This is a genomic window from Flavobacterium sp. ZB4P23 (assembly GCF_003970375.1).
In the GTDB taxonomy this organism is placed as follows: domain Bacteria; phylum Bacteroidota; class Bacteroidia; order Flavobacteriales; family Flavobacteriaceae; genus Flavobacterium.
On record NZ_RYDK01000003.1, the window covers coordinates 350,889 to 376,535 of the forward strand.

20 protein-coding genes and 1 tRNA gene are annotated in these 25,647 nt (G+C 35.4%); 12 read left to right on the forward strand and 9 right to left on the reverse strand.

Features of this window, described 5'->3' with window-relative positions; translation table 11 throughout:
* The first annotated feature begins 125 nt into the window (after positions 1 to 125).
* The 4 genes from EKL99_RS07140 (at position 126) to EKL99_RS07155 (ending at position 9,934) form a co-directional block, all read left to right on the forward strand.
* A complete protein-coding gene (locus EKL99_RS07140) occupies positions 126 to 1,463 on the forward strand; it encodes a restriction endonuclease subunit S (protein WP_126555903.1) in 1,338 nt (445 codons plus the stop codon).
* Positions 1,464 to 1,496: 33 nt separating this feature from the next.
* Positions 1,497 to 1,985 carry a hypothetical protein gene (locus EKL99_RS07145; RefSeq protein ID WP_126555893.1) on the forward strand — a complete coding sequence of 163 codons (489 nt, stop codon included), beginning with the start codon at positions 1,497 to 1,499 and terminating at the stop codon, positions 1,983 to 1,985.
* 136 nt (positions 1,986 to 2,121) lie between these two features.
* A complete protein-coding gene (locus EKL99_RS07150) occupies positions 2,122 to 8,844 on the forward strand; it encodes a PKD-like domain-containing protein (protein ID WP_126576654.1) in 6,723 nt (2,240 codons plus the stop codon).
* 13 nt (positions 8,845 to 8,857) lie between these two features.
* Positions 8,858 to 9,934, forward strand: coding sequence for a PorP/SprF family type IX secretion system membrane protein (locus EKL99_RS07155; RefSeq protein ID WP_126555887.1), 1,077 nt, complete (start codon positions 8,858 to 8,860; stop codon positions 9,932 to 9,934).
* A 264-nt stretch (positions 9,935 to 10,198) separates the two neighbouring features.
* Here EKL99_RS07155 and EKL99_RS07160 read toward each other — a convergent pair.
* Positions 10,199 to 10,275: transfer RNA gene (locus EKL99_RS07160), tRNA-Met, on the reverse strand.
* Positions 10,276 to 10,427: 152 nt separating this feature from the next.
* On the opposite strand from EKL99_RS07160, the gene EKL99_RS07165 reads away from it, so the two are divergent.
* Both EKL99_RS07165 and EKL99_RS07170 read left to right on the forward strand, forming a co-directional pair.
* Positions 10,428 to 10,820: an START-like domain-containing protein gene (locus EKL99_RS07165; RefSeq protein ID WP_126463160.1), complete on the forward strand. Its 393-nt coding sequence runs from the start codon at positions 10,428 to 10,430 to the stop codon at positions 10,818 to 10,820.
* Positions 10,821 to 10,874: 54 nt separating this feature from the next.
* Complete coding sequence (locus tag EKL99_RS07170; RefSeq protein ID WP_126576655.1) at positions 10,875 to 11,714, forward strand: aminotransferase class IV; 840 nt, start codon at positions 10,875 to 10,877, stop codon at positions 11,712 to 11,714.
* Here EKL99_RS07170 and EKL99_RS07175 read toward each other — a convergent pair.
* The 5 genes from EKL99_RS07175 to EKL99_RS07195 all read right to left on the reverse strand — a co-directional run bounded on the left by EKL99_RS07175 (position 11,711) and on the right by EKL99_RS07195 (position 16,284).
* Entirely contained in the window at positions 11,711 to 12,271 is a 561-nt protein-coding gene (locus tag EKL99_RS07175) for a YqgE/AlgH family protein (protein ID WP_126568629.1), read from the reverse strand. The two genes, EKL99_RS07170 and EKL99_RS07175, sit on opposite strands and share 4 nt — an antisense overlap.
* Positions 12,272 to 12,390: 119 nt before the next feature.
* The gene (locus EKL99_RS07180) at positions 12,391 to 12,663 is read right to left on the reverse strand and encodes an HU family DNA-binding protein (RefSeq protein ID WP_073017033.1); all 273 of its coding nucleotides are present in this window, start codon (positions 12,661 to 12,663) and stop codon (positions 12,391 to 12,393) included.
* Between the two features lie 179 nt (positions 12,664 to 12,842).
* The gene (gene fmt, locus EKL99_RS07185; protein ID WP_126576656.1) at positions 12,843 to 13,790 is read right to left on the reverse strand and encodes a methionyl-tRNA formyltransferase; all 948 of its coding nucleotides are present in this window, start codon (positions 13,788 to 13,790) and stop codon (positions 12,843 to 12,845) included.
* Positions 13,790 to 15,685, reverse strand: a complete 1,896-nt coding sequence (locus EKL99_RS07190) for an ATP-dependent DNA helicase RecQ (RefSeq protein WP_126463167.1) — start codon at positions 15,683 to 15,685, stop codon at positions 13,790 to 13,792. The genes fmt and EKL99_RS07190 overlap by 1 nt, the downstream gene beginning before the upstream one ends.
* A 59-nt stretch (positions 15,686 to 15,744) precedes the next feature.
* Entirely contained in the window at positions 15,745 to 16,284 is a 540-nt protein-coding gene (locus EKL99_RS07195; RefSeq protein WP_126463169.1) for an AAA family ATPase, read from the reverse strand.
* Between the two features lie 147 nt (positions 16,285 to 16,431).
* On the opposite strand from EKL99_RS07195, the gene EKL99_RS07200 reads away from it, so the two are divergent.
* The 4 genes from EKL99_RS07200 to EKL99_RS07215 all read left to right on the forward strand — a co-directional run bounded on the left by EKL99_RS07200 (position 16,432) and on the right by EKL99_RS07215 (position 19,924).
* Positions 16,432 to 16,716 (forward strand): DUF493 family protein, encoded by a 285-nt coding sequence (locus EKL99_RS07200; protein WP_126463171.1) that lies wholly within the window; start codon positions 16,432 to 16,434, stop codon positions 16,714 to 16,716.
* A gap of 84 nt (positions 16,717 to 16,800) precedes the next feature.
* Complete coding sequence (locus EKL99_RS07205) at positions 16,801 to 17,526, forward strand: DUF4290 domain-containing protein (protein WP_126463173.1); 726 nt, start codon at positions 16,801 to 16,803, stop codon at positions 17,524 to 17,526.
* A 104-nt stretch (positions 17,527 to 17,630) separates the two neighbouring features.
* Positions 17,631 to 18,941, forward strand: a complete 1,311-nt coding sequence (murA, locus tag EKL99_RS07210) for a UDP-N-acetylglucosamine 1-carboxyvinyltransferase (RefSeq protein ID WP_126463175.1) — start codon at positions 17,631 to 17,633, stop codon at positions 18,939 to 18,941.
* Positions 18,942 to 19,054: 113 nt separating this feature from the next.
* Positions 19,055 to 19,924 (forward strand): cation diffusion facilitator family transporter, encoded by an 870-nt coding sequence (locus EKL99_RS07215; RefSeq protein WP_126555878.1) that lies wholly within the window; start codon positions 19,055 to 19,057, stop codon positions 19,922 to 19,924.
* 146 nt (positions 19,925 to 20,070) lie between these two features.
* Here the strand turns inward: EKL99_RS07215 and EKL99_RS07220 are convergent, their stop codons facing one another.
* From EKL99_RS07220 to EKL99_RS07230, 3 genes are all read right to left on the reverse strand, one after another.
* Positions 20,071 to 22,557, reverse strand: coding sequence for a DUF5686 and carboxypeptidase regulatory-like domain-containing protein (locus tag EKL99_RS07220; RefSeq protein WP_126576657.1), 2,487 nt, complete (start codon positions 22,555 to 22,557; stop codon positions 20,071 to 20,073).
* A gap of 94 nt (positions 22,558 to 22,651) precedes the next feature.
* Positions 22,652 to 23,065: a type II 3-dehydroquinate dehydratase gene (aroQ, locus tag EKL99_RS07225; RefSeq protein WP_126561672.1), complete on the reverse strand. Its 414-nt coding sequence runs from the start codon at positions 23,063 to 23,065 to the stop codon at positions 22,652 to 22,654.
* Between the two features lie 164 nt (positions 23,066 to 23,229).
* Positions 23,230 to 23,793: a porin family protein gene (locus EKL99_RS07230; RefSeq protein ID WP_126463181.1), complete on the reverse strand. Its 564-nt coding sequence runs from the start codon at positions 23,791 to 23,793 to the stop codon at positions 23,230 to 23,232.
* 420 nt (positions 23,794 to 24,213) lie between these two features.
* Between EKL99_RS07230 and EKL99_RS07235 the strand changes: the two genes are divergently transcribed.
* The gene (locus tag EKL99_RS07235) at positions 24,214 to 24,642 is read left to right on the forward strand and encodes a porin family protein (protein WP_231507397.1); all 429 of its coding nucleotides are present in this window, start codon (positions 24,214 to 24,216) and stop codon (positions 24,640 to 24,642) included.
* Positions 24,643 to 24,716: 74 nt separating this feature from the next.
* Positions 24,717 to 25,613, forward strand: a complete 897-nt coding sequence (gene xerD / locus EKL99_RS07240) for a site-specific tyrosine recombinase XerD (protein ID WP_126576658.1) — start codon at positions 24,717 to 24,719, stop codon at positions 25,611 to 25,613.
* Positions 25,614 to 25,647: the final 34 nt, after the last annotated feature.

Here is a 25,647-nt window from a genome sequence, read left to right on the forward strand (position 1 = left end):
CTTTGGGGTCGAACCAATTTGGAGTATGTTTTTTTATAGACGTTCGACCCTTTCCGGGTCAAACAAAATAATTAAAAATATTTTATTAGAAGTAGAGATTCAGAATAATTTAAAGGGGTTGAGATATGAGTAATTGGAAACAAGTATCTGATTTTGTTAATTTCTCAATTAAAGGAATAACACCAAAATATGTTGAAAATAGTTCAATCATTGTTTTAAATCAAAAATGTATTCGAAATGGTAAGATCGATTATTCATTTTCTCAATATACTGATGATACTAAACAAATTTCTGAATCAAAATTTGTCAAGAGAGGTGACATCTTAATTAATTCTACTGGAACAGGAACAGCTGGAAGATGTGCTTTTGTAAATGAACTTCCAGAAAATCATCGTCTAATAACGGATTCGCATATTTTATTATTAAGATGTAATTCGTATTACGAAGCACAATGTCTAAGTTATTTACTTTTCTCATTTGAAAAAACATTAATGTCTTTTATGACTGGAAGTTCTGGTCAATCAGAATTAGATAAGGTTGTGTTATTAAATCTTAAGACTAAATTACCAACGGACTCAAATATTCAACAAAAAATAGCCAAAGTCCTTTCTGATTTAGATTCTAAAATAGAACTCAACAACCGCATCAATACCGAGCTGGAAGCGATGGCAAAAACGCTTTATGACTATTGGTTTGTGCAGTTTGATTTTCCTTATTCCCCTCCTTCGGAGGGGTGTCCGCAGGACGGGGTGGGCATTGGAAAACCGTATAAAACATCTGGAGGTAAAATGGTTTGGAATGATGAGTTGAAAAGAGAAATTCCGGAGGGTTGGGAGGTAAAAAAAGTCAAAGATATTGCAGAAACTGGTTCTGGAGGAACACCTTTAAAATCTAAAAAAGAATACTTCGAAAATGGAACAATTCCTTGGATTAATAGTGGGGAAGTTAATGCCTCTTTTATTATTTCTTCGAGAAAATTTATAACCCAAAAAGGGTTAGACAATTCAAGTGCAAAGTTGTTTCAAAGAGGGACTATTTTAATGGCGATGTATGGTGCAACTGCTGGACAAGTCAGTTTAATTGACCTTGAAGCTTCAACTAATCAAGCTGTATGTGGAATTATACCAAACGACAAGAGAATGATTCCTTATTTAAAATATGGTTTACATCAATTGTACGATTATTTAATAAATTTAAGTTCAGGTTCGGCAAGAGATAATTTATCACAGGATAAAATCAAAGAACTTTATTTTGTAATTCCTGAGGATAATTTAATGGAACAATTTTATAAAATATCAAATTCTCATTTCGAAATGATTTTAAGGAACCTAAAAGAAAACCAAGAATTCTCTTCGCTTCGCGATTGGTTGTTGCCTATGTTGATGAATGGTCAGCTACGTGTGGGTGATGGTGAAGAGGAATTGGGAATGGTTGCGGAGGAAAGCCCACGTTATGGGAAATAAAAATCAATAGTTTGATACTAAAATTAAAAAAAGATGTCAAAACACGATGAAATAAAGCAAATGCCTTTGTACCAAAAGGCAGAGCAAATCCTAAAAATCACCATGGGATTAGTAGAAATTGTACCCAAAGAAAACGAGTTTTTGCAAGAAACGACCGTACGGTTTATGATGGAAAATGCGTTCCTGATTCCGGCCAAAATTGCTGGAGCTGCAGGGGTTGGGTTGTATGATATAAAAATGGAAAATGCCGCGATTATTCGTAAAGCTGCCAGAGAATTGTATGTGCAGGCAGGAAGTTTACGTTTTGAAGAAGGCATTACTGACAAAGATTACATCGAATTATTAAGAAATACCATTGATGAATTCAGGTTATTGTTTATTGATTGGGTGGCGAGTTTTGATGTTTGGGATTATATCAAAGACAGTTGGGGATTATTTAATCCGCCTGGTGTCAATGCCCATGATAAAGATCCAGATGATGATATCCCATTTGATCCAAATGATTTTTTTGATGATATTTAGACGACATTACGGAAAACCGTAAAGGAGATAGTATTATAAACTGTAGGTTTGAACTTTCATGTTTAGGAATAAATAAATTATCCTGTTTAATTATTTGGATAAAATATAATTACTGACAGCAAACAAAATATACTTAATGAAACACTTTTACAAAATTCTATTTTTATTTATCTTCCTTTTTACTGCAATATATAGTGTTAACTCTCAGACAATTAACTTAATTAGATTTAATAATACAGCTAATTATACTGCTGGTTCAGGAGTTTCTGTAATCGTTAATCCAACAGGAATATTTCAATTGGATAATCAATTTATTTTAGAATTATCTAACGTTGGAGGGATTTTTCCGACTTCACCAACGATATTAACAACTTTAAATGAGTTTTATGCTCCTGTGATGAATGGTACACTTCCTGCTGGACTTCCTGCTGGAACTTATAAATTAAGGGTTAGAGCGACAACAGGTTTGGGGACAACACCAGAAACATATCCCACAGAAGAAACTTTATCATTTAATATTGTTCCAGGTAGTAGTGATATTCCTTCTGCTACTTCTGATTTAACAAATAATAGTTCTTTTTTTAATTGTACTTTAACCTGTTTAAAAACAACAAACATATTTGGTTCGTTGACACAAAGTTCAGGAGCTACTAGTAATATTTTGCCGAAAAAGAAGATTACAGTTTGCAATTATTTAAATACGGATAATTACAAAATAACCTTAATAGACGTAATTAATGGTACACAAACTCTCATTGCCTATAACATTGGAAATGGAGAAATAACGATCCCTGACAATTTAGCAATTGGAACGTATGTTTTTGAAATTGAAAAGAACAGTAAATCTGTGTATAGTTTGGTGTTTTTGTTTCACGGAAATGGTACAAGTTTAGGTAACTCTACAAGTGAAGTGGTTTGTGTAGGTGTAGATGTTTCATTTACTGTTGATGTAACAAATCAAGGAATTGGAAGAAATTACAGTGGTTCAAAATATAGGGTTGATTTTGGCGACAGTTCACCTGTATTGGAACTAACGCAGGCAGAATTAATGGCAAATCCAACCATAACTCATACATTTACGTCGGTATCATGTGCTAAGACTGATGGTAATTTTATTATAAAAGAAACTCTTTTAAATAAAGGCGTTTACAATGGTGGCGCTAATGCAAATTACTGTACTGAATTTTATAAAAATGGAAATGGTGTTGAGAAAAAAGTAAATGTAAGTTTAGCCCCAAAAGCAGAATTTCTTTTATCAACAAAGCAATGCATCAATCTAGACATTATTGCAACTAATAAAACAATGTTGGGGTCGTATGGGAGCAGTGGAACTTGTCTTGATAAAGCCACCTTTACATGGTATTACAAAAAACCCGGGGATGTGAGTTTTACGGAGGTTAAAATCTCTAGTTGGATTGATTCTTCGAATAATCTGAAAATTCCCAAAGCATTAATTACTATTCCAGGTTGTTGGGAAATAAAATTAACAGCAATAAATGACGATTTATGTCAGACTGTTTCTGAAGTTACTAAAACCATAAAAATAGAGATCTCACCAACAGCTACTTTCACGAATACACCAGAAACACCGATTTGTCCAAATACACAAATCCAATTTACAAATACTTCAAATGTAATTAATCTTAGTTGTCAAGAGCCAATCTATTTATGGACTGTTTCACCTTCTACTGGTTATCAATTTGTCAGTCCGTCTAATTCTGCTTCAAAAGACCCTGAAATAGTATTTACAGATCCTGGTATTTATACTGTGAAATTATCTGTTACAAATTCTTGTGGAACTGTTGTGTCGACACCAAAAATTATTGAAGTTTTAGGAAGCCCTACAGTAAGTTTTAGTCCTAACACAATATCAATATGCAATCAGGCACCACCCAATTATACAATCGATTTTAGTCAAGTCGGGACGAAGCCAAATTATAGTGTCGCTCCTTATGCTCCAACAAGTTTCTTATGGTCTATTTCCGGTAGTGGTGTCACTGCATCGGATTACAGTTTTATCGGCGGGACAACGGCTAACAGTCAGTTCCCTAAAATAAACGTTACGACATTTAAAACGTATAATATCACTGTAGTCGTTAATGGAAATTGCGCAGGCTCAGGTCAAGCTACTTTTACTTTTACATTAAATAAATTCTCCAGTTTAATTGTTACAGATCCCTTAGCAGTTTGTTCTCCTGGGACTGTAGACATTACAGTACCAGCCATAACATTAGGTTCTGACAACGGATTAATTTATAGTTATTGGACAAACGCATCAGCAACAACAGCGATATCAGCACCATCTGCGATTACAGTTTCAGGTACATACTATATCAAAGCAACGAATACGAACGGTTGTTCTATAATTAAACCAGTAACAGTAGTTGTAAATGCTTTACCAGTTATAGGAGGGACATTGTCTACATGTATTGGTGCTAGCTCACAATTATCAGGTACAGCAACAGCATCCACAACTTCACCTTGGTCATCTTCAAATCCGGCTGTCGCTTCAATTAGCGATACTGGACTAGTTACTGCATTCACAAGCGGAACTACAATAATTACGTATACAAATTCTAATGGTTGCCAGAAAACAGAAACATTTACTGTGAGTATTAATCCAAGTATTATAACCCCACAAAACCAAACCATCTGTTCCTCTACCGCTTTTTCAATAGTTCCTTCAGACGGTGTGGGAAATATTGTCCCGGTTGGAACCACCTATTCATGGTCGGCTCCTGTGGTAACTGGAGGAATTACGGGAGGTGCAGCCTTAGTAAATCAAACAACTATAAAGGGTACATTAATTAATCCAACAAATGATGTTCAAACGGCTACGTATACTATAACTCCTAAATCTGGAACTTGTACAGGGCCAACATTTACAGTAATAATTACTGTTAATCCTTCTCCAAAAGTCCAATTTTCGGGAGTAAATCAAACGCTGTGCTCTGGAAGTGACAGTTCACTAATAAGTTTATCAAGTCCTACTACCGGAAATGTTACCTTCAATTGGACGGCTACTATTCCTGCGGGAATTTCTGGCGCAACACCTTCGGGAACAGATACAATAGCAACTCAAACGCTGGTAAATTCAACCACAAATCCACTAACTGTAATTTATACTGCGACCGCTACTTTTAAAAATAATGCGGTTTCTTGTTCGGGGGTGCCTTTAGTTTATAAAATAACGGTAAGTCCTGCCATTATAACATCCAGTATTCCTTCTAATTTTAATGGATTTAATGTGAGTACTATTGGTGCAAGTGATGGAGCAATTAATGTTACCGTTACGGGAGGTTCGGGCGCTTATACTTATTTATGGTCAGGACCAAGCGGTTTTTCGGCTTCAAGTCAAGATATTTCACTTGTTCCAGCGGGCGCATACTCATTAACCATAAACGATGGACTTTGTAATCCTGTCATATTAAATTTTACCTTAACGGCACCATTAGCTTTGCTTATCCAGGAAGATACAGCAGCACAAATAAATGTTTTGTGTTTTGGTTATTTGACTGGAGCTATTAAAGTAGATGTTACACAACAATCTGTTGGACCTTATGATTATTTATTGACTTTGCAAGGAAGTGGAACAATTAATAGTATTGTTGATTCAGCAGCTACTACTTATACTTTTACGGGTTTGGGGGTAGGCATTTATGATATTAAAATTACCGATGCAAATGGAAGTGTGAAGACAATTTCTGGAATAGTAATTACGCAGCCCGACGGCATAACTGCTTCCATATCATATCCTACGAATATCAGTTGTGCTGGCAGTGCAACGGGTTCGGCAACGGTAACCGCAAGTGGTGGTGTAGGAACTTTAACCTATTCTTGGAATACCAATCCAATTCAAACCACGGCAACTGCGTCAGGTTTGAAAGCAGGAACTTATACCGTTACGATTACAGATGCCAATACTTGTTCGATACAAAAACAGGTTATGATTACGGAACCAAACGGTATTATTACATCCATTACATCTCAAACCAATGTGTTCTGTTTTGGAGATAACACGGGTTCAGCAACGGTTTCTGCCACCGGAGGTACAGGAACTTTAACCTATTCATGGGACACTATTCCAATTCAGACAACGGCAACAACAACGGGATTAGTAGTAGGTACTTATAACGTAACCATAACAGATGCCAATGGTTGTTCAAAAGTGCAAACAGTACTTATTACTCAGCCTTCTGCCGGATTGACCGCTATGATTTCGAATTCAACTAACGTGAGCTGTTTTGGAGGAAATAACGGAAATGCTACTGTCTTAGTTACTGGAGGGACTTCCCCTTATTCTTACTCTTGGAATACCAGCCCAATTCAAACCTCGGCAACAGCTATCGGGTTAAAAGCCGGAACTTATAATGTAACTGTTACTGATGCGAAAGGGTGCATTATTTTAAGCTCCGTAACAATAACAGAACCAGCAGGAATGTCTGCAACTATAACCGCTCAAACGGATGTTTTATGTTCAGGAAATAGCACCGGTTCAGCAACTGTGACTGCTACTGGAGGCACAGCGCCTTTCAGTTATTCTTGGAACACAACACCAGTTCAAACTTCAGCTGTAGCAATAAATCTGACAATCGGCACGTATACAGCCACAATTACAGATGCTAAAGGTTGTACTACAGCAGCACAAGCCACGATCACAGAACCAAACGGAATTATAATTTCAATAGCCTCACAAACCAATGTAAATTGTTTCGAAAATAATACAGGTGCAGTTACCGTTTTAGCAAGTGGTGGAACGGGAATATTGACATACTCTTGGGATACAATTCCAGTACAGACTTCGTTAAATGCAACAGGATTAATTGCAGGAACTTATCATTTGACCGTTACAGATGCTAAGAATTGCTCGAAGGTTCAAACAGTAAATATTACGCAACCCGACGATATTGGTATAACTACTGATTTAGAAAAAGACATTACTTGTTTTAATGCTGCCAATGGTGAAATTAAAATCACAATCACTGGCGGTACATTAAATTACAATTATGCTTGGACGAAAGATGGAATTTCTTATGCAACCACCGATGATATATCCAATTTAAGTCCCGGAATATATAAAGTAACCGTATCGGACGCTAATAATTGCAACCCAAAAACTGCGACATTTACCATAACAGAACCACCTGTATTAGCGGTTAGCCTAATCAGTCAAACTAATATATTATGCTATGGAGAGTCTACAGGAGCGATACAGATTGCAGTAGTTGGAGGAACACCTACACTTTCGGGCTATAGCTTTGCTTGGACTGGACCTAACGGATTTACAAGTTCCAATAAAAATCTCACTGCTACTTCAGCTGGAACTTATAATGTACAGGTTACTGATAACTCAGGTTGTTCTAAAGTATTAAGTGTTACACTAACCCAACCAACTGCCATTGTTTTGTCAGCCACAACCACACCAATAATCTGTTATGGTTCTAATGATGCTTCTATACGTCTTGTTATAAATGGAGGTCTTGCACCCTATCGAATAGTGTGGAGTAATCTTGGCAGCGGCACGTTTCAGGATAATCTTACGGCTGGTGATTATCTAATCACCATTACAGATTCAAATAATTGTGTAAAAACACTGAATGTAAATATCCCCGAAGCCCCCATTTTTACGATCAATCCTGTAGTTAAAAACATTTCTTGTTTTGGTGCCCAAGATGGTAGTATAAATCTAAATATTATTGGAGGGATTGCTCCTGTAAAATTGGTTTGGGATGATAGTTCAGTAGCTGGAAATGTTAGAAACAATTTGAAAACAGGCTCTTACACCGTAACTATCGTGGATGGTAAGCCTTGCGCAATCAAAAAAACTTTTATAATATTAGAACCTCAACCTTTAATTTTATCCGCTAATACTACCAATGCCTTTGATTGTGACAATGCCAATAGTGGTACAATAAATCTTCTGGTTGCTGGAGGGACACCACCTTTTACGTATTCTTGGTCAAATGGATCTACAACTGAGGATTTAGTGAATATTCCAGCAGGAAATTATCTGGTTACAGTAACTGATAGCAGAGGCTGTTCAAAACAGGCGCAATATAGCATCAATCGACCGCCACCTATCGTTATTGGAGTGGCAACCAAAACAGAATTTGATTGTGAAACCAAATACGTTAAACAAAACTTTGTAGCCCAAGTTTCGGGTGGGGTTCCGCCTTACCAATTGTCTTGGTCCAATGGAACGGTCAGCGGTTCAAATAATGAAATAATGAATACCAGTCAAAACGGAACGGCAATATTATATGTAACTGATGCCTTGGGCTGTAAAGCAAATTACTCCTTCAATGTTAAATTGCAGTCTCTTGGAACACCATCATTTAATGTAACATCATATTCTTATTTAACGTATGGTAGTTATTCTATAATGGATCCAATACAGTTTACCAATACCGCTACTGGTGATTACATCAGTATGATTTGGGACTTTAGCGACGGTAGCTTTTCAACAGATCTAAATCCAGTACATACCTTCATAAATCCAAAAGAATATACGGTAACACAAACAGTTACTTATCCGTTTGGATGCATCTATGTACAAAAAATTAGTTTTATCGTTGAAAAGGGGTATGTGTTGGTTGTTCCCACTGCTTTTACACCCAACAACGATATTGTCAATGATACATTCAGACCTGTGGCGAAGACCTTAAAAAATGTTCGCCTGGATATTTATGACACCTGGGGTTCACTTATTTATTCAGAAACCGGAGACACATTGAAAGGGTGGGATGGTAAAATAAAAGGCCAGAATGCGGAGAATGGTAATTATTATTGTAAAGTTAGCGCAGAAACTTTTTATGGAACTATTGTCACTGAAAATCACCCTTTTGTAGTAATAAAATAATCAACAACAGAGAATGAAATTAAAATTTGCTTTGTATATCCTGTTAACTTCCATATTTATTACAGAAGTTAACGCACAAGATCCTGTTTTTACACACTATTATTTTGTCCCTGAAACGCAGAACGGCGCGTTTACAGGAACCGTAAACACGTTAAACACCGGAATTTTACACCGAACACAGTGGCCCGATGGAGTTAGAAGAGTGGATACTGATTATGCCTTTATCAATGGTTCCATTGGGAATTTATCAGAAGATTCCCGTCCGAATGATTCAAATCTTCAAAATATTGGAATCGGTATCACCGTACTAAATCAGTATGAGGCTTTTACAAACTATAATTACACTCAAATTAACGGTGTGTTTTCGCTAAATCTTGACTTAGATAATTTTTATTCCGGATTAAGAATGATTTTAGGAGTAGAAGGGGGTTATGGAACTAAAAATTTTAATTTCAAAAGCCTTTTGTTTGAAGATCAAATTAATAGTAACGATGGTAGTATTGGTGATGGTAGTTCAGATCCAAGTCTTATAGGTCTACAAAATAAAATAGATTTCTTAGATATTTCATCTGGTCTTTTACTTTATACCGATGATTTTTGGCTCGGAGCTTCAGTGAAGCATCTCAATACTCCCAATATTGCCTTCGACTCTCAAGGTAAGCTCCCTTTAGATATGAACATTACTCTTCAGAGTGGATATGCATTTAATCTGGACAGTAATCCCGCTTTATCATTTTTACCGAATGATTCCAAATTAGTACTTACATCAAATTTCATGAAACAAGGACAATATAATCGATTGGATTTTGGTAGTATTGTTCATTTTAATCCATTTATTCTGGGAGTCATTGCTGCAACAAATCCTATGATTAAAAGTAGTGAAAGCCATATACTTACTTCAGTAAATCTAATTGGTTCTATTAAAATATATAACTTCACTTTTGGATATTCCTACGATGTAAGTACATCAAAAATAAAAAATACCCAAGGAGTTCATGAGTTTTCGCTTACTTGGCAGATAGGTAGGGAATGTCATAGTTGTAATAATTATTTAGCAAGAAGACCCTGGGGTAGGAATTATGATGATTAACATTTTAAAAGAAAAAACAATCAAACGAATTAATCATACTACAATCTTCTGCAACAATTAAAATTCTGAAAATTTGGTTGAAAGAGACGCGGTACACATGAAAACTACATTGCATGTTTGCAGTGTCTGTATCATACTTAAAGAATTATCAGCTCAATTCATAAAATTCGTCACTTCGGTGCTCACTGGAGTAATCAGAGGGCGATGTTTTTTGAATTATTTCCAATAAAAAACCCTAACATAATGATGTTAGGGTTTTTGCTTTGGTAGCGAGACCGAGATTTGAACTCGGGACCTCAGGGTTATGAATCCTGCGCTCTAACCGACTGAGCTATCTCGCCATAATTAGGGAAAAACCTTCCCTGAATGCGGGTGCAAATATAAAAATAAAAATATTGGATGCAACTATATTTTTAATAAAAAAATATATTTTTAAAAACACTTTTTTTATGTAGTTATATTCTATATATTTCCGAAAAATTAAATGTAGGTCATGGATCAAAAAGTACGTTACGAAATCGAGTTTCCCATAAATTCTTCTCCACAATTATTGTATCAGTATATCTCTACTCCATCAGGTTTGTCTGAATGGTTTGCAGATAATGTAAACTCTCGTGGTGAATTTTTTACTTTTATTTGGAAGGATTCCGAAGAAAAAGCAAGGCTTGCCTCTAAGAAAGCAGGTGAGAAAGTAAAATTCAAGTGGGTCGACGAGAATAGTAAAGACACGGAGTACTTTTTTGAATTGCATATTTTAGTAGATGAACTCACTAAAGACGTTTCTTTAATGGTAGTAGATTTTGCTGAAAAAGACGAGGTAGACGAGGCCACATTACTGTGGGAAAATCAAATATCGGATCTTAAACATCTAATAGGATCTGTATAGTAAAATCATATTTTATGACTTATATTTGCCTTGAATAAAATTTAGGGCTTCTTTATGATTAATTTTAATGGAACTATTGTGTCTCAGGACACCAATGTATTGTTTCAAAACCGTGCTTTTCTATATGGTGACGGTGTTTTTGAAACAGTTAAAATAGTAAATAATACAATTCTTTTTCTAGAAGATCATTATTTCAGGTTAATGTCTTCTATGCGGGTGGTACGTATGGAAATCCCAATGAATTTCACCATGGAATACCTGGAGGAACAAATTCTCTCTTTAGTAAAAAAAACGGGTCTCTCTCTTTCCTCCCGAGCCAGAATTACAGTATATAGAAACGATGGCGGGTATTATTTGCCGCAAAATAATACGGTTTCTTTTTTGATTCATTCAATAGCGCTTGAGAACACTTTGTATTCAATTGAAAAGAAAGAATATGAAGTAGATTTATACAAAGACTTCTATATCACAAAACAATTGCTATCGTCGATCAAAACGACTAATAAAATTATCAATATAACAGGAAGTATTTTCGCTAATGAAAATGGCTTGGACAATTGCTTAGTACTTAATGATAGCAAGAATGTAGTAGAAGCATTGCAGGGGAATATCTTTATGCTAATGGGTGATAAATTGATTACGCCGCCGGTTTCTGAGGGGTGTTTAAACGGCGTCATGAGAAAACAGATTTTAAGTCTGGCTAAAAAAATAGAAACTTTAGAGGTTGTCGAGGAAGTGATCTCTCCGTTTGACCTGCAAAAAGCGGATGAATTATTTATAACGAACGTAATAAAAGGCATTCAACCCATAACGCGATACCGCAAAAAAATATTTACGACTCACGTATCGACTCAATTATTAGAAAAACTCAACGAAATAGTCCGAAATACTTAATTTAGGTATGGATTTTCCGGAGCATTAGACCAGATGAGGTATTCGCCGCCTAATTCCATAATCTGTTCTTTCCAGAAATGAGTGGCTGATGTTCCAATTATTTTGTTTTCATAGCTGTTTGCCGTTATAATCCAGGAGTGACTTTCCATTTCGCTCTCTAGTTGGTTTTCATGCCAGCCGGTATATCCTAAAAAGAATCGGATATTGTCTTTGCTTATTTCTCCTTTATTGATGAGCTCTTTAGTTGCTTCAAAGTCACCACCCCAATATATTCCATTAGATATTTCAATGCTATTTGGAATTAATTCAGGGATATTATGAATGAAATACAAGTTGTCTTGTTCTACCGGACCACCATTATAAATCTTAAATCGTGCCGCTATCTCCGGAATTAAATCGTGGATAGTGTACTTTAAAGGCTTATTAATTATGAACCCTACGGATCCTTCTTCATTATAATCAGCTAATAAAATTACCGATCTATTGAATGATAAATCCCCAATTATCTTAGGTTCTGCTATAAGTAAATATCCTTTTTTTATCTTATCTGTTATCATCGGATTAGATTTTTCATTAAATTTAGGTTTTTTATTTTAAGGGCGCCATATAAAATCGTTGAAACGTATAAAAAAACCTTCCAGATGGAAGGTTTTATTATATTTAGGAAGGATAAAAATTAGTTTACTGCACCTTCTAATTCTGCTCCAGCTTTAAATTTCACTACATTCTTAGCAGCGATTTGAATAGTTTTTCCTGTTTGAGGATTTCTACCGTCTCTTGCAGCTCTGGCAGATACTGACCATGATCCGAAACCTACTAAAGATACTCTTCCACCTTTTTTCAAAGTTCCGCCTACGTTACCTAAAAATGACTCTAAAGCTAATTTTGCTGCAGCTTTTGTAATTCCTGCATCAGCAGCGATAGCATCGATTAATTCTGATTTGTTCATAATAATTAGTTATTAATTGTTGGTTAAAAAAAATTGTTAATACACAAATTTAGTAGGAAATACGTTCCTTGCAAGCGTTTTGTGTTAATTTAGAGTATTTTGTTGATAACTTATTTTTTTTGTTGATAAAGTAAAGATTGTTTCTTGTTAAAGTGTATGAGGTGCCCTTTTTGTTGGTGTTAATAGACTTTTGCGTCAACAGAAAATACAATCCCGTTCAGAAATTCAGAAGTATTCATTTTCTTTTTGCCTGGAAACTGTAGAGTAAGTATTTGGATAAATCCTTTTTTTACAGCTACCTTCATTTCTTTTTTGGTACAAATTAAACTCCCGACAGCATAATTATGTTCCTCAGTGATTATTTTGGCTTCGTATAGCTTTACATTCCACTCTTCATTATTGTCGCCAAAGTAACTCCAAGCCGCTGGGTACGGACTCAAACCTCGGATCAGATTGTTTATTTCCTGCGCTGATTTTGTCCAGTCTATTTTGCAATTCTCTTTGTTGAGTTTGTATGCTGTTTTGATATCGTTGGTGTCTTTTTGAATCACTGTCGATACACTTCCTTTTTCGATCAGTGCCAAAGTGTCAATAACGGTCTTGCTTCCTAATTCCATTAATCGGTCATGCAAATGTCCCGCATTTTCGGTTTCATCAATTGGAATTTCCGAACTTAAAATCATTGCGCCTGTATCAATTTTATCATCGATAAAAAAAGTGGTGACACCAGTTTTAGTTTCTCCATTAATGATTGCCCAGTTTATGGGTGCCGCGCCGCGATAATTCGGCAGGAGCGAAGCATGAAGATTAAAAGTGCCTAAAGAGGGCATTTCCCAAACTACTTTTGGCAGCATTCTAAACGCAACTACAGTTTGCAAATTAGCATTCAACGCTTTTAATTCAGCTAAAAAAGTTTCGTCTTTTAAGTTTAAAGGCTGCAATAAAGTTAGATTATTGGCTAGTGCGTATTCCTTTACTGCTGAGTATTTTAATTTTTGTCCGCGACCTGCAGGTTTGTCTGCAGCAGTAATGACACCTACGACTTCGTAGTTGTTTTTAAGTATCGTGTCTAATATTCCCACGGCAAATTCAGGCGTACCCATAAAAACTATTCGTAATTTTTCCATTATGATCGTAAAGTATATTTATTATTTGGTTTAACCAAAATTGTGTTGTTTTCTAGTAAATCCTGAAGTACAAAGATAACTTCGTCTGGACTATTTTTAGTTTTATTTTGAATGTCTCTTGAGTTTAAATCTTCTGCTTGTAATAACGCAATTATTTCTTTGGAAAGCACCGATACCTCTTTTTTCTTTATTTTTTTAGTAATGCAAAAGGAGCAAACACCGCAATCAACGGTTGTTTTTTCGCCAAAATAATTTAGAATCAACTTATTTTTGCATACTTTTTTCTCACTTATATACTGAATTACGGATTGAAGCTGTTCTTTTTTTAATTGATTTTGATTTTCTAAATGCTTCGAAACTCGATTGATGGTTCTGTCATCTTCCCGAACTTCATTGAAAATTAATGTGGCGTCATTATTTTTCGAATGGTACTCTATAATTTTCTTTTCTTTTAATTTATGTAAAACAGCCTGAATTTCAGTTTCCTTATGGTTTGATTTTTTAGCAATCAGTTGCAGGTTGAATGCCGTTTGCATTTCGTAAATTCCCGGATACGTGCGCAAAATGGCTAAAATAATTTCCTCGTCATTTGGATTTAAACTCATATACCGAATCACTTCTTTGGAGGGAATAAGAAACTGCAGGGTGATTTTTTCTGAAAATTCTTGAGACAGGCTAATAATTCCTTGTCGGTCCAGGAATTGCATTGCATGGTACGTTTTTAAGGTTGGGAATTCATATTTTAAACAAAAATGATGTAAATTGAAGGTAAACTGTTCATTGATTCCTTCTCCGTAAGCGATTTGAAAATAGTTGCAAAGCTTGACATACATGAGATTCAAAAACTTTTTATCAGGAAGAATAGTGATAAATTGGCTTTGAGCCTGAATGATGTCAGAGGGACTGGTTAATAAAACCGCAAAAGCTCTTTCTCCGTTTCTACCCGCACGTCCGGCTTCCTGATAATAATTTTCCATATTTTCCGGAAGCTGAATGTGAATGACCGTTTTTACATTGGCTTTGTCAATTCCCATTCCAAAAGCATTGGTTGCCACAATAACCTGTACATCCTCATTCATCCAGGATTCCATGTTTTTATCTTTTTCTTTGGACGAAAGTCCGCCGTGATAATACGTAGCTTTAAATCCTAATGAATTCAATTGAGAGGAAATATCCAGACACGATTTCCTGTTTCGTACATATATTATGGAAGGTTGTGGATTTTTCTTCAGGATTTGTTCGATTCGGAACAGTTTATCCTCGACCTCAAAAATCATATAAGCAATATTTTCTCTGGCAAATGATTTTTCAAAAATCTGTGGTTTATGTAGTCCCAGTTCTGCGATGATATCTTTTTTGACTCTTGGCGTTGCAGTAGCGGTTAAGGCTAAAAATGGGACTGTTGGAAAATGCTTTTTTAGTTCTGAAATTTTTAAATAAGCTGGTCGGAAATCATGTCCCCATTGGGAAACGCAATGCGCTTCATCGATTGTGATTAAATGGATGGGAAGATTTTTTATTCGTTCTAAAATCCAATCGGATTGAAGACGCTCTGGCGATAAATAAAGGAATTTGTAATTTCCGAATTGGCAATTGTCCAATAAATCAATCATTTCTTCGGATCGAATTCCGCCTGTCAGCGCTATGGCTTTGATGTTTCGCTGTTGCAAATTGGCGACTTGATCTTTCATGAGCGCTACCAATGGCGAGATAACCAGGCAAATGCCTTCTTTCATCATTGCCGGAATCTGGAAACAAATTGATTTTCCACCGCCGGTTGGCATCAATGCAAAAGTATCTTGACCACTTAAAACGGAATCGATGATTTCCTTTTGCAGTGACCTGAATTTGTTGTGCTTCCAATATTTTTGAAGAATAGCTTCTGCTTCTTGCATAGAGTATAGATTTCATTTCATTGAAAAACAGTCCAAAGCATAGATCCTAAACCTGCAGACTATCTGGAAATTTCATCTAAGATAAAAAGAATTCGGTTATCCATCGTATCTTTTGGAACTTCTATGAGTTTGTACCCATAATTTTCATAGGTTTCAGTGAGATGATTGTAGATGAGTTTCGCTTGTTCGAAGTTTTCATAACGTTCGTGGTCGCTGATATAAATTTCTTCCCAAGGTGGGAGTATGAATATTTTTGAGTAGGTGTGTTCGCGGCAAGCCGTATCAAAAGTAGCAGGATAACTATCGCCTATGTAATGCATATAGGCCAAAACATCCGGAATTCCTCTGTCTATAAATACAATATCGTGGATTTCTTTAGAAGCATTTTGAAATTGTTTTTTTCTTCCTTCAAGAAGCAATTCGCTGAATAACAGTGGTTTTTCTAGGAATAATTGCTCGATTCCTTGTTTTTTTGCTTCCAATGTTACTTCCCGGGAAATTTCGGGATAACAACAATGTCCCTGAGCTATCAATCCATCGATGATAGTAGTTTTACCGGTTCCTGGACCGCCAATGATAACTATAATTTCTTTCTGCACTTTTAAAAAATAAGGGGCAAATTTACTTAAACTTATTGGGATTTGAAAAAATCATTGCGGTTAAAGTGCGATTAGACAAAAAATCATATTTCAAAATTCATAATTCACGTTTGAAACCGTATATTTGCCTTTATTTTTAAATAAAAAATGGATAAGAAGACGGAAGAATTTTACGATAGATTAAAAGTAGAGTTGGATATGAGCAATACATGGCCAGCAGAATATTTATTTAAATTTATTGTGCCAACAGAAAGTGATAATGTAGAACGCGTTGAGTTGGCTTTTGATTGCATGGGAGCGGTTATCAAAACCACAAAATCCAAGACTGGCAAATTTACCAGTATATCTGTTGATGTGACTGTGAAAGATGCACAAGAAATAGTAGATAAATACCTAGAAGTCTCTACAATAAAAGGCATTGTTTCTCTTTAGATATAAAAAAATTGGGATGGGTGTTCGAATGATTCCACTATTCGAAAAAGAAAACACGTAAATCAAAAAAATATACATTCAAATATGAATTCAAAATATAGTAAAGAAAATGCGAACGATGTAGTGCATCATTTGGAATACAATGCAGAGCGATCGCATTTGATTATTCCGGAGTACGGGCGTCATTTGCAAAAATTAATTGATCAGGCAACTAAAATTGAAGATGATGTAGAACGCAATAAAGCGGCAAAATACATTATTCAGGTCATGGGTAGCTTGAATCCGCATTTGCGTGATGTTCCTGATTTTCAGCACAAATTATGGGATCAAATTTTCATAATGTCTGATTTTAAACTAGTGGCGGATTCGCCCTACCCAACTCCATCTCGCGAAGTCTTGCAGCTGAAACCGGATGTGTTGAGTTATCCTCAGAATTTTCCTAAATACAGGTATTACGGCAACAACATAAAATACATGATTGACGTGGCCAATAAATGGGAAGATGGCGATATGAAAAGTGCCTTGGTGAAAGTAATTGCCAATCACATGAAAAAATCATATTTGAGTTGGAACAAAGACACAGTAAAAGATGATGTCATTTTTGAACATTTATTTGAACTCTCTGATGGCAAGTTGAATTTGATTCAAAGTTCAGAGGAATTATTAAATACCACTGATTTATTACGAACCAATAAGCGGGTTTCGAATAAAATATTGCCGGTAGGACAACCCAAAATTCTTAGCAATAAGAATACAAAAACAGGAAAACCAAATCCGATTCACAAGAACCAAAATAGGAAACCTTTGTAAGTCAGTTATAAATTGGAGTTATAAGTTTTGAATTTTGTTCTATTACTTTTAGCTCGTAACTTTTTAACTCATAACTAATAATTTATAACTCATAACTGTAAAAAATGGGAATTTTCAAAATAGAAGGTGGCATCAGTCTAAAAGGAGAAATCACGCCACAAGGGGCAAAAAATGAAGCGTTGCAAATTTTATGTGCCGTTCTTTTAACACCTGAAAAAGTAATTATCAATAATATTCCTGATATTATTGACATCAATAAACTAATTACGCTTCTAGGAAATTTAGGAGTAAAAATTCAAAAAAATGGATCAGGCTCGTATACTTTTCAAGCTGATGAAGTGAATATAGAGTATCTGGAAACCGAAGCATTCAAGAAAGAAGGCGGTTCTTTAAGAGGTTCTATTATGATTGTTGGGCCACTTTTGGCACGATTTGGAAAAGGATATATCCCAAAACCAGGTGGTGATAAAATAGGCCGCCGAAGATTGGATACGCATTTTGAAGGATTCATCAATCTGGGCGCTAAATTTCGTTACAACAGAGAAGATCATTTTTATGGCGTTGAAGCACCAAAAGGATTAAAAGGGGCCGATATGTTATTAGACGAAGCCTCCGTAACCGGAACCGCAAATATTGTTATGGCTGCCGTTTTGGCCAAAGGAAAAACAACAGTGTATAATGCAGCTTGTGAACCTTACTTGCAACAATTGTGTAAGATGTTGAACTCTATGGGAGCTAAAATAACTGGAGTTGGGTCTAACTTATTGACTATTGAAGGAGTTGAAAGTTTAGGTGGTTGCGAGCATAGAATTCTTCCAGATATGATTGAAATTGGGAGCTGGATTGGCCTGGCTGCAATGACAAAATCAGAGATTACAATAAAAAATGTCAGCTGGGACAACCTTGGTGTTATTCCTACGACCTTTAGAAAACTTGGAATTACACTGGAACGTCGTGGCGATGATATATACATTCCTGCTCACGTAGATGGATATGAAGTAAAAACAGATATTGACGGTTCTATTTTGACAATTGCTGATGCACCTTGGCCCGGATTTACTCCGGATTTATTGAGTATTGTGCTTGTAGTTGCCACTCAGGCAAGAGGTGATGTTTTGATTCACCAAAAAATGTTTGAAAGCAGATTGTTCTTTGTGGATAAATTGATTGATATGGGAGCAAAAATTATGTTGTGCGATCCGCATAGAGCAGTTGTGATGGGGCATGATTTCAAATCGCAGCTCAAAGCCACCACAATGTCATCACCGGATATTCGTGCGGGAATTTCATTATTGATTGCTGCGCTTTCCGCAAAAGGAACGAGTACAATTCAAAACATTGAACAAATCGACAGAGGATACGAACGTATTGACGAACGATTGAGAGCTATTGGTGCAAATATTGTACGTGCATAAATAACATAAATCATAAAAATTTTCGTTTAAGTAAGCCAGAAAGAATTTAAATCTAAAATTTAATTCGGTTTACTTAAACGATTTTACTTTTATTTCATCTTTAAACAAAGCGCATGTCAAGCGAACAAACAGCGATCAAGGCGACTTATTTTAGCATTATAGGGAATACTTGCCTGGCTATTATTAAAGGGTTGGCCGGTTTTTTCGGAAATTCGTATGCACTAATTGCAGACGCAATTGAATCAACGACTGATATTTTTGCTTCTTTTTTGGTGTTGTTCGGAATTAAATATTCCAACAGGCCAGCGGATAAAAATCATCCGTACGGACATGGTAGAGCAGAACCTTTGATTACTTTTCTGGTGGTAGGTTTTTTGATTACTTCGGCCACAATTATTGCCTATGAAAGTATTGTAAATATTGGAACGCCACATCAATTACCAAAACCATGGACATTACTCGTTCTGGCTGCAATTATTATTTGGAAAGAATATTCGTTTCGACTGGTGATGAAAAGAAGCATTCAAACCAATAGTTCCTCACTACGAGCTGATGCTTGGCACCATCGAAGTGATGCCATAACTTCTGTGGCGGCATTTGTTGGAATTTCGATTGCCTTGATTTTAGGGGATGGTTACGAATCTGCGGATGATTGGGCTGCACTTTTTGCTTCGGGATTCATACTTTATAACAGTTACCTTATTTTTAGACCCGCTTTGGGCGAAATAATGGACGAACATTTATACGACGATTTAATAGCTCAAATCCGAATGGTTTCCATTCAGGTTGACGGAATTATCGATACCGAGAAATGTTTTATTCGAAAAGCCGGCATGCAATATCATGTAGATTTGCATGCTACTGTTGATTCAAATATTACCGTGAAAGAAGGACACGATCTGGCTCATAAACTAAAGGATACTTTGCTAGAGGAAATTCCGGAATTGGGACAGGTGTTGATTCATGTGGAACCAAATGATTAATATTGTGGTGTATGATAAAACTAAAAAAGGCACCAAAACTATTTTCGAGTGCCTTTTTTTAATTCGTTATGTTTTTGTCACATCGAGTGCAGTCGAGATGCCGTTATATTTTCCGACTGTACTGCAACTGACAAATAGATTCTTTTTTACTCCAATATATTCAAAAATTTGAGCCCAAATACTACGCCGTCTCCTTGAAATCCATTTTGGTACGAACGAACATAATCGATACGGAGCATTTTAAATTTACCAAAACCTAAATTGTCTAACCCAACTGTAATTTCAGTATAAGGTTTGTTGTTTGGCGTAGACAGCGCGTGAGCACCCAGTGTCAAAGTTGATTTTAGTTTGTTCAATAAAGGTATTTTATTCATGATATAGCCTTTGTCGTTGTATTCCGTATGCACTTCAAAATAGCTGTCGTTCGTACTGTTAGAGTAATACGGCAGTAAGTTAAATACATTCAAATAGCGCGCTGACTGCCCAATGTGGGTTTGATTGCCATTAAAATGCTTGTAATCTATAAAAGCAATGTTATCTGCATTCAGAAACTTTCCCGCTTTTAGATTCAACCCTAAAACACCTTTATTTCTCAATGTCAAATCATACGTTAATCGGCTATTGAAATGGTCAAACTCATACTTCTTTTCATTAGCCGCAATTGCTTTTTCATAGCCTAAATAAAGAGTTGGATATTTTTCATTTCGGATGTTAAATTTTCCATCGGGACGGGAGGAATATTTGTTTCCAAAATTGATTTTTGCTAGCACATTAATTTTCGTCAAATGGTGTTTTTCAAAACCGGGAGTGGTGAAATCATTTGGTACCAACGGATTATTCGAAGTGTATAATTCGTCCTTGTTAAAAAAAGAAAAATCCGTATTGTTGAATACTGGTTTGCGTTGCTGGTATTCTATCTTTCCATTGAGATTCACGCCATTTGCAACATCTTGGCTGTAGCCAATTGCCGCTGATTCCAGATTATACAACTTCATAAAATTGTTCTTGAATGCTAGGGAACTGATTGTGTTTATTACTTTACTGATGGGTTCATTCGGATTAAATTGCTTTACAGAACTGCCTCCTGTCATATATAAAGTGGCATAATTCTGATTGTTGAACCGGTGGATAAATTGTCCGGTGACACGCAAACGATCTTCGGCAAAACCGTAATTGAGTTTTGTACTTATGGAAGTGTAGATTCCTTTACTTTCCTGATTTTTCCAGTTGGTGTATTTAAATCCTGAGTCAAAATTATATCCTTGCACCGTATTGAAACTCAATGAACCAAGATTTAATAATCCTTCATAACTAAAACTGTGTTTTTTGCCACTGTTTTTATAGGTGTAGCCGCTCAGTAGCTTCAAGATTTTGAACTTGTTCTCTTTTGTGTCTACTGAATCCAGGTATTTTTCGGAATTTCGGACCTTGTAAATGCTGTCTTTTCTAAAATAATCTGTGCTTTCTTCATTTGTTAACGGAATGGGTCTGTTGGTATTCCAGAATAAGCTGTCTTTTTTATTGGCATTTATTTCGATTCTCGTAATTTCATTTGTAAATGTTTTGGGTGCAAAAGCATTTATGAATTCATAATTGCTATACACGTAATTGTATTTTCCGGTAAATTTTATCCCAAAAGCACCTGCTGTGATTTCGAGACTTTGGGTATTTTTGGCCCAGATTTTATTGCTGTTGTTGTAACTGAAATTTTGTTTTAAGGTCATCACATCCAGAAATTCTTCTTTTATTCGGTAGCCTTTTATATCCAGATCAACGGCGTAAATCGCCCAGGAGTCTTCCACTATATAAATGTACCCTTCAAAAACGGGTTCACTGTCGCGCTTTGCAATCACTTTTATTTTGTTGATCATGTTTGTATTCTCGTCAAAAAAAGTGCTTTCTAAGGTGTAATTATAGTAGTTGAACGCGTTGTTAGCTATTGGAGAAATCATTTGGACACTAAAATCGATGGTGTTGTCATAAAAATCGTAGAATGAAGATGTAGCCGTATTGTAGCTGTAGCCATTGTCTCTGCCACTTACTTTTGAGGCAGTAACTACTTCTTTTAAGTTATTGGGTTTCTCAAATGCTATTTTTGAAAACGTTTCAGATAAGGAAATGATTCCGGTTCCGGTAGAATCCAGTGCGCCATCAAGATCACCAATTTTTTGGCCTAATATTTTTTTTGGGGCATTTTTTAGTTTAAAAATACCGCGGGAATAAAAGTTAGCGTTGAATCGATTTGTTTTTTTGGTGTTTTGTTTTCTGCTGGCAATGGCACTTTTTATTATCGCTAAAGCCGGATTGTTTTTTTTGTTGATGATTACTTCGTTCAGCGAGAAACTTTCTTCGATCATTTTGATGTGCAACGAATAAGGGAGTTTGTCTGTTTGTATAACTACTTTCTGGGTTTTAAAACCTAAAAATTGAAAGACAACTGTTTGTTTTTCCTTTTTCTTTAAGTTGAATTCATAGTTTCCTTGCTCGTTTGAAGTGGTTCCATTATAGGTGTCCTCCTGAAAAATAGTCACAAAAGGCAAGGGATTTCCTTTTTCGTCCGAAACGGTTCCTTTAATTTGTGCAGTACTGACAAATGAAACTAATAAAAGCAGTAGTAAGTAGTATTTTTTCATGAAAGTTTTTTCTTTCACAAAAATAGAAGAAGTTACAAAAGAGCGTATTAATTATTTGTTAAAGATTTATCTAATGGCTTATTTTATTTTGATACTACAAAAATGACTGAATCGCCAGCTCATAACTCTTTAAACCAAAACCCAGAATAACACCTTTGGCATTTCCAGAAATATAGGATTGATGTCTAAAACTTTCACGGGAAAACGTATTCGAAATATGAACTTCAACCACTGGAGTGGTAACGGCTTTTACAGCGTCGCCAATTCCTATAGAAGTATGTGTATACGCTCCGGCATTTAGGATTATGCCATCAAATGAAAAACCAAATTCCTGAATTTTATCAATTAATTCCCCTTCAATGTTACTTTGGAAATAAGTAAATGCTATTGCTGGGTATTTAATTTGTAAAGTAGTGAAATATTCTTCAAAAGTTTGATTTCCGTAAACTGAAGGCTCGCGTTGACCCAGAAGATTGAGGTTCGGTCCATTGATGATACTAATTTTCATAAGTAGTTGCTATTTGTTTTTTATTTGAATATCGAATTCCCATGTGGCTTATCTGGTTTTCATTACATTTCCGATACGCTCATTTTATAATTCCTGCTTCTGTAAAAATAAAAAAACCGTTCCACTTTATAGAACGGTTTTAATAAATTTAATTTTTTATTTTTTTAGAATGTAAATCCTGCTGAAATTTGAAGAACAGAGTTCTTAACTTCTGCTTGTTTTGAAGCTTCAGTTAATCCTAACACATAACGACCTTGAAGGAAAATGTGTTTAGTTACATTTAGAGTTAAACCACCGGCTACTCCAAATTCAAAAGTTTCTGCATTTTTTACATCAAATTCTCTTCTTTCACTCAATAGGAATGAGGCCTGAGGGCCAAGATCTAAACTGACTGTTTTGTTGAAATGAAATTTAGCCATCACTGGAATAGATAAATATCCTAACTCTTTTTTGAATTCTGTAGCCGCATATTTATATGATGCTCCCTGAGTGGAATACAATAATTCGGGTTGTATCGAAAAACCATCTGTCAATTTCAGTTCAGCTACTAGACCCGCATGATAACTCGTTATAGCTTCTTTATCATAATTACCGCTGTTGATGGTGATATCAGTTCCTGATTGATTGGCGTAATTTAAACCCCCTTTAAACCCAAACTTTATCAATTGTGCTTGCATGTCTACTGACGCGGCAAGAAGAACTACTGTAACAAGAATTATTTTTTTCATAATTTTTTTTTTAAATTAATTTAATGAGTACATTTATTACAAACTGTTTTGTTTGATTATTATTGTTGTCTTCTCTCTAATCAAAAATTAGTCCACATTTTGTTAATAGGAATAATAGTTATTTTTTTTAATTATTATTCTTGGTTAGTTTGGATTAAAATGTTACAATTGAGTGCGTTGTGTATTTGTAAATTTATAATTATATTTTTTATGTGAAGAAAAATACTGTGAATTTTAAAAGTTATTTTTTTCATAAAAATCGTACAAAATATTTAGCATTATCTACTTTCGTTCCAATAAAAACAAATCAATATGAAAAAAATTATGCTGTCCGGTATTGCCTTTTTTGCTTTTTTAGTTGCTCAAGCTCAAGAAAATGAATTGCAAATGCAAGGAAATCAAGGTTCTAACGGAAAATGATTGATTGAAGCAAATACAGGTTTTGGGCAAAATGTAGGCAATACTTCTTTGTACTTTAAAACATCTGATGGTGTTACCGCCTATAATATAGGGCTTGAAGGGGGTTATTTTATTAAAGATAACTTAGCAATTAAAGTGGGATTAGGCTATGGCGACGATGGTGTCAGTACTCTCACGGACCCAATTGCGTATAAATTAGGATTGAAGTATTATTTTAAAAGTAAAATTCCGGTCGAGATTTCCTATAATGGTGTAGGCTTTGGCGATACAGATGCAAATCCTGCCTACATTGGTTTTCAAGCAGGATACGCTTTTTTTCTTGGCAAAAATGTAAGTATGGAACCAGGTATTCGCTACAATAATGCGGTTAACAAATCGTTTTATGATTCAAATTTTCAATTTAATATGGGTTTTGCATTGCATTTCTAAAGTTTGCATAGTTACATTCAAAAGCCTCTCAATTTGGAAGGTTTTTTAATGAATAAAAGTGTTACTTTGTGTTTATGAATTGGACTGCTTACATAAAAAGGTATCAATCGTACTTAAAAATTGAGCGCGGTTTGTCTCACAACACAATAGAAAATTATTCGTTTGATGTACAACGATTGTGTCTTTTTTTGACTGAAAATAAAATGGAAGTTTCACCAATTCAAATTGATGAAGAAGTACTTCAACAGTTTATTTACAGTGTTTCAAAAGAAGTGAATCCCCGATCACAAGCCCGAATTATCTCGGGTCTTAAAAGTTTTTTTGGTTATTTAATGTTTGAGGACTATCGAACAGATAATCCATTAGAACTTATAGAAACACCCAAAACGGGCAGGAAACTTCCAGATATTTTATCTGTTGATGAGATCGATACTCTTATTGCAGCCATTGATTTGACCTCTAATGAAGGGGAACGCAATCGCGCTATGATGGAAACCCTTTATGGTTGTGGGCTTCGGGTTTCGGAATTAGTGGCATTAAAAATGTCCGACTTGTTTTTTGAAGAGGGTTTTATAAAAGTTACCGGAAAAGGAAACAAACAGCGCTTTGTACCTGTAGGGGATTATACTCAAAAATTCATCATTATCTACAGGGATACAAAACGAAATCAACTGAATATAAAAAAAGGTTTTGAAGACACCTTGTTTTTAAATAGAAGGGGAAGCCAATTGACAAGAGCCATGATTTTTACGATAATCAAAAATTTAGCGTCAGTCATAGCGTTGCACAAAACAATTAGTCCACATACCCTGCGGCATTCTTTTGCCACACACCTTTTGGAAAATGGGGCTGATTTGCGTGCAATACAATTGATGCTTGGTCATGAATCAATCACCACAACGGAAATATACGTACATCTTGACAGAACATTTCTTACTCAGGTTCTTAATACTTTTCACCCAAGAAAGTAATATTTTTATTAGTTTAACCTGTTGAGTGTAATTA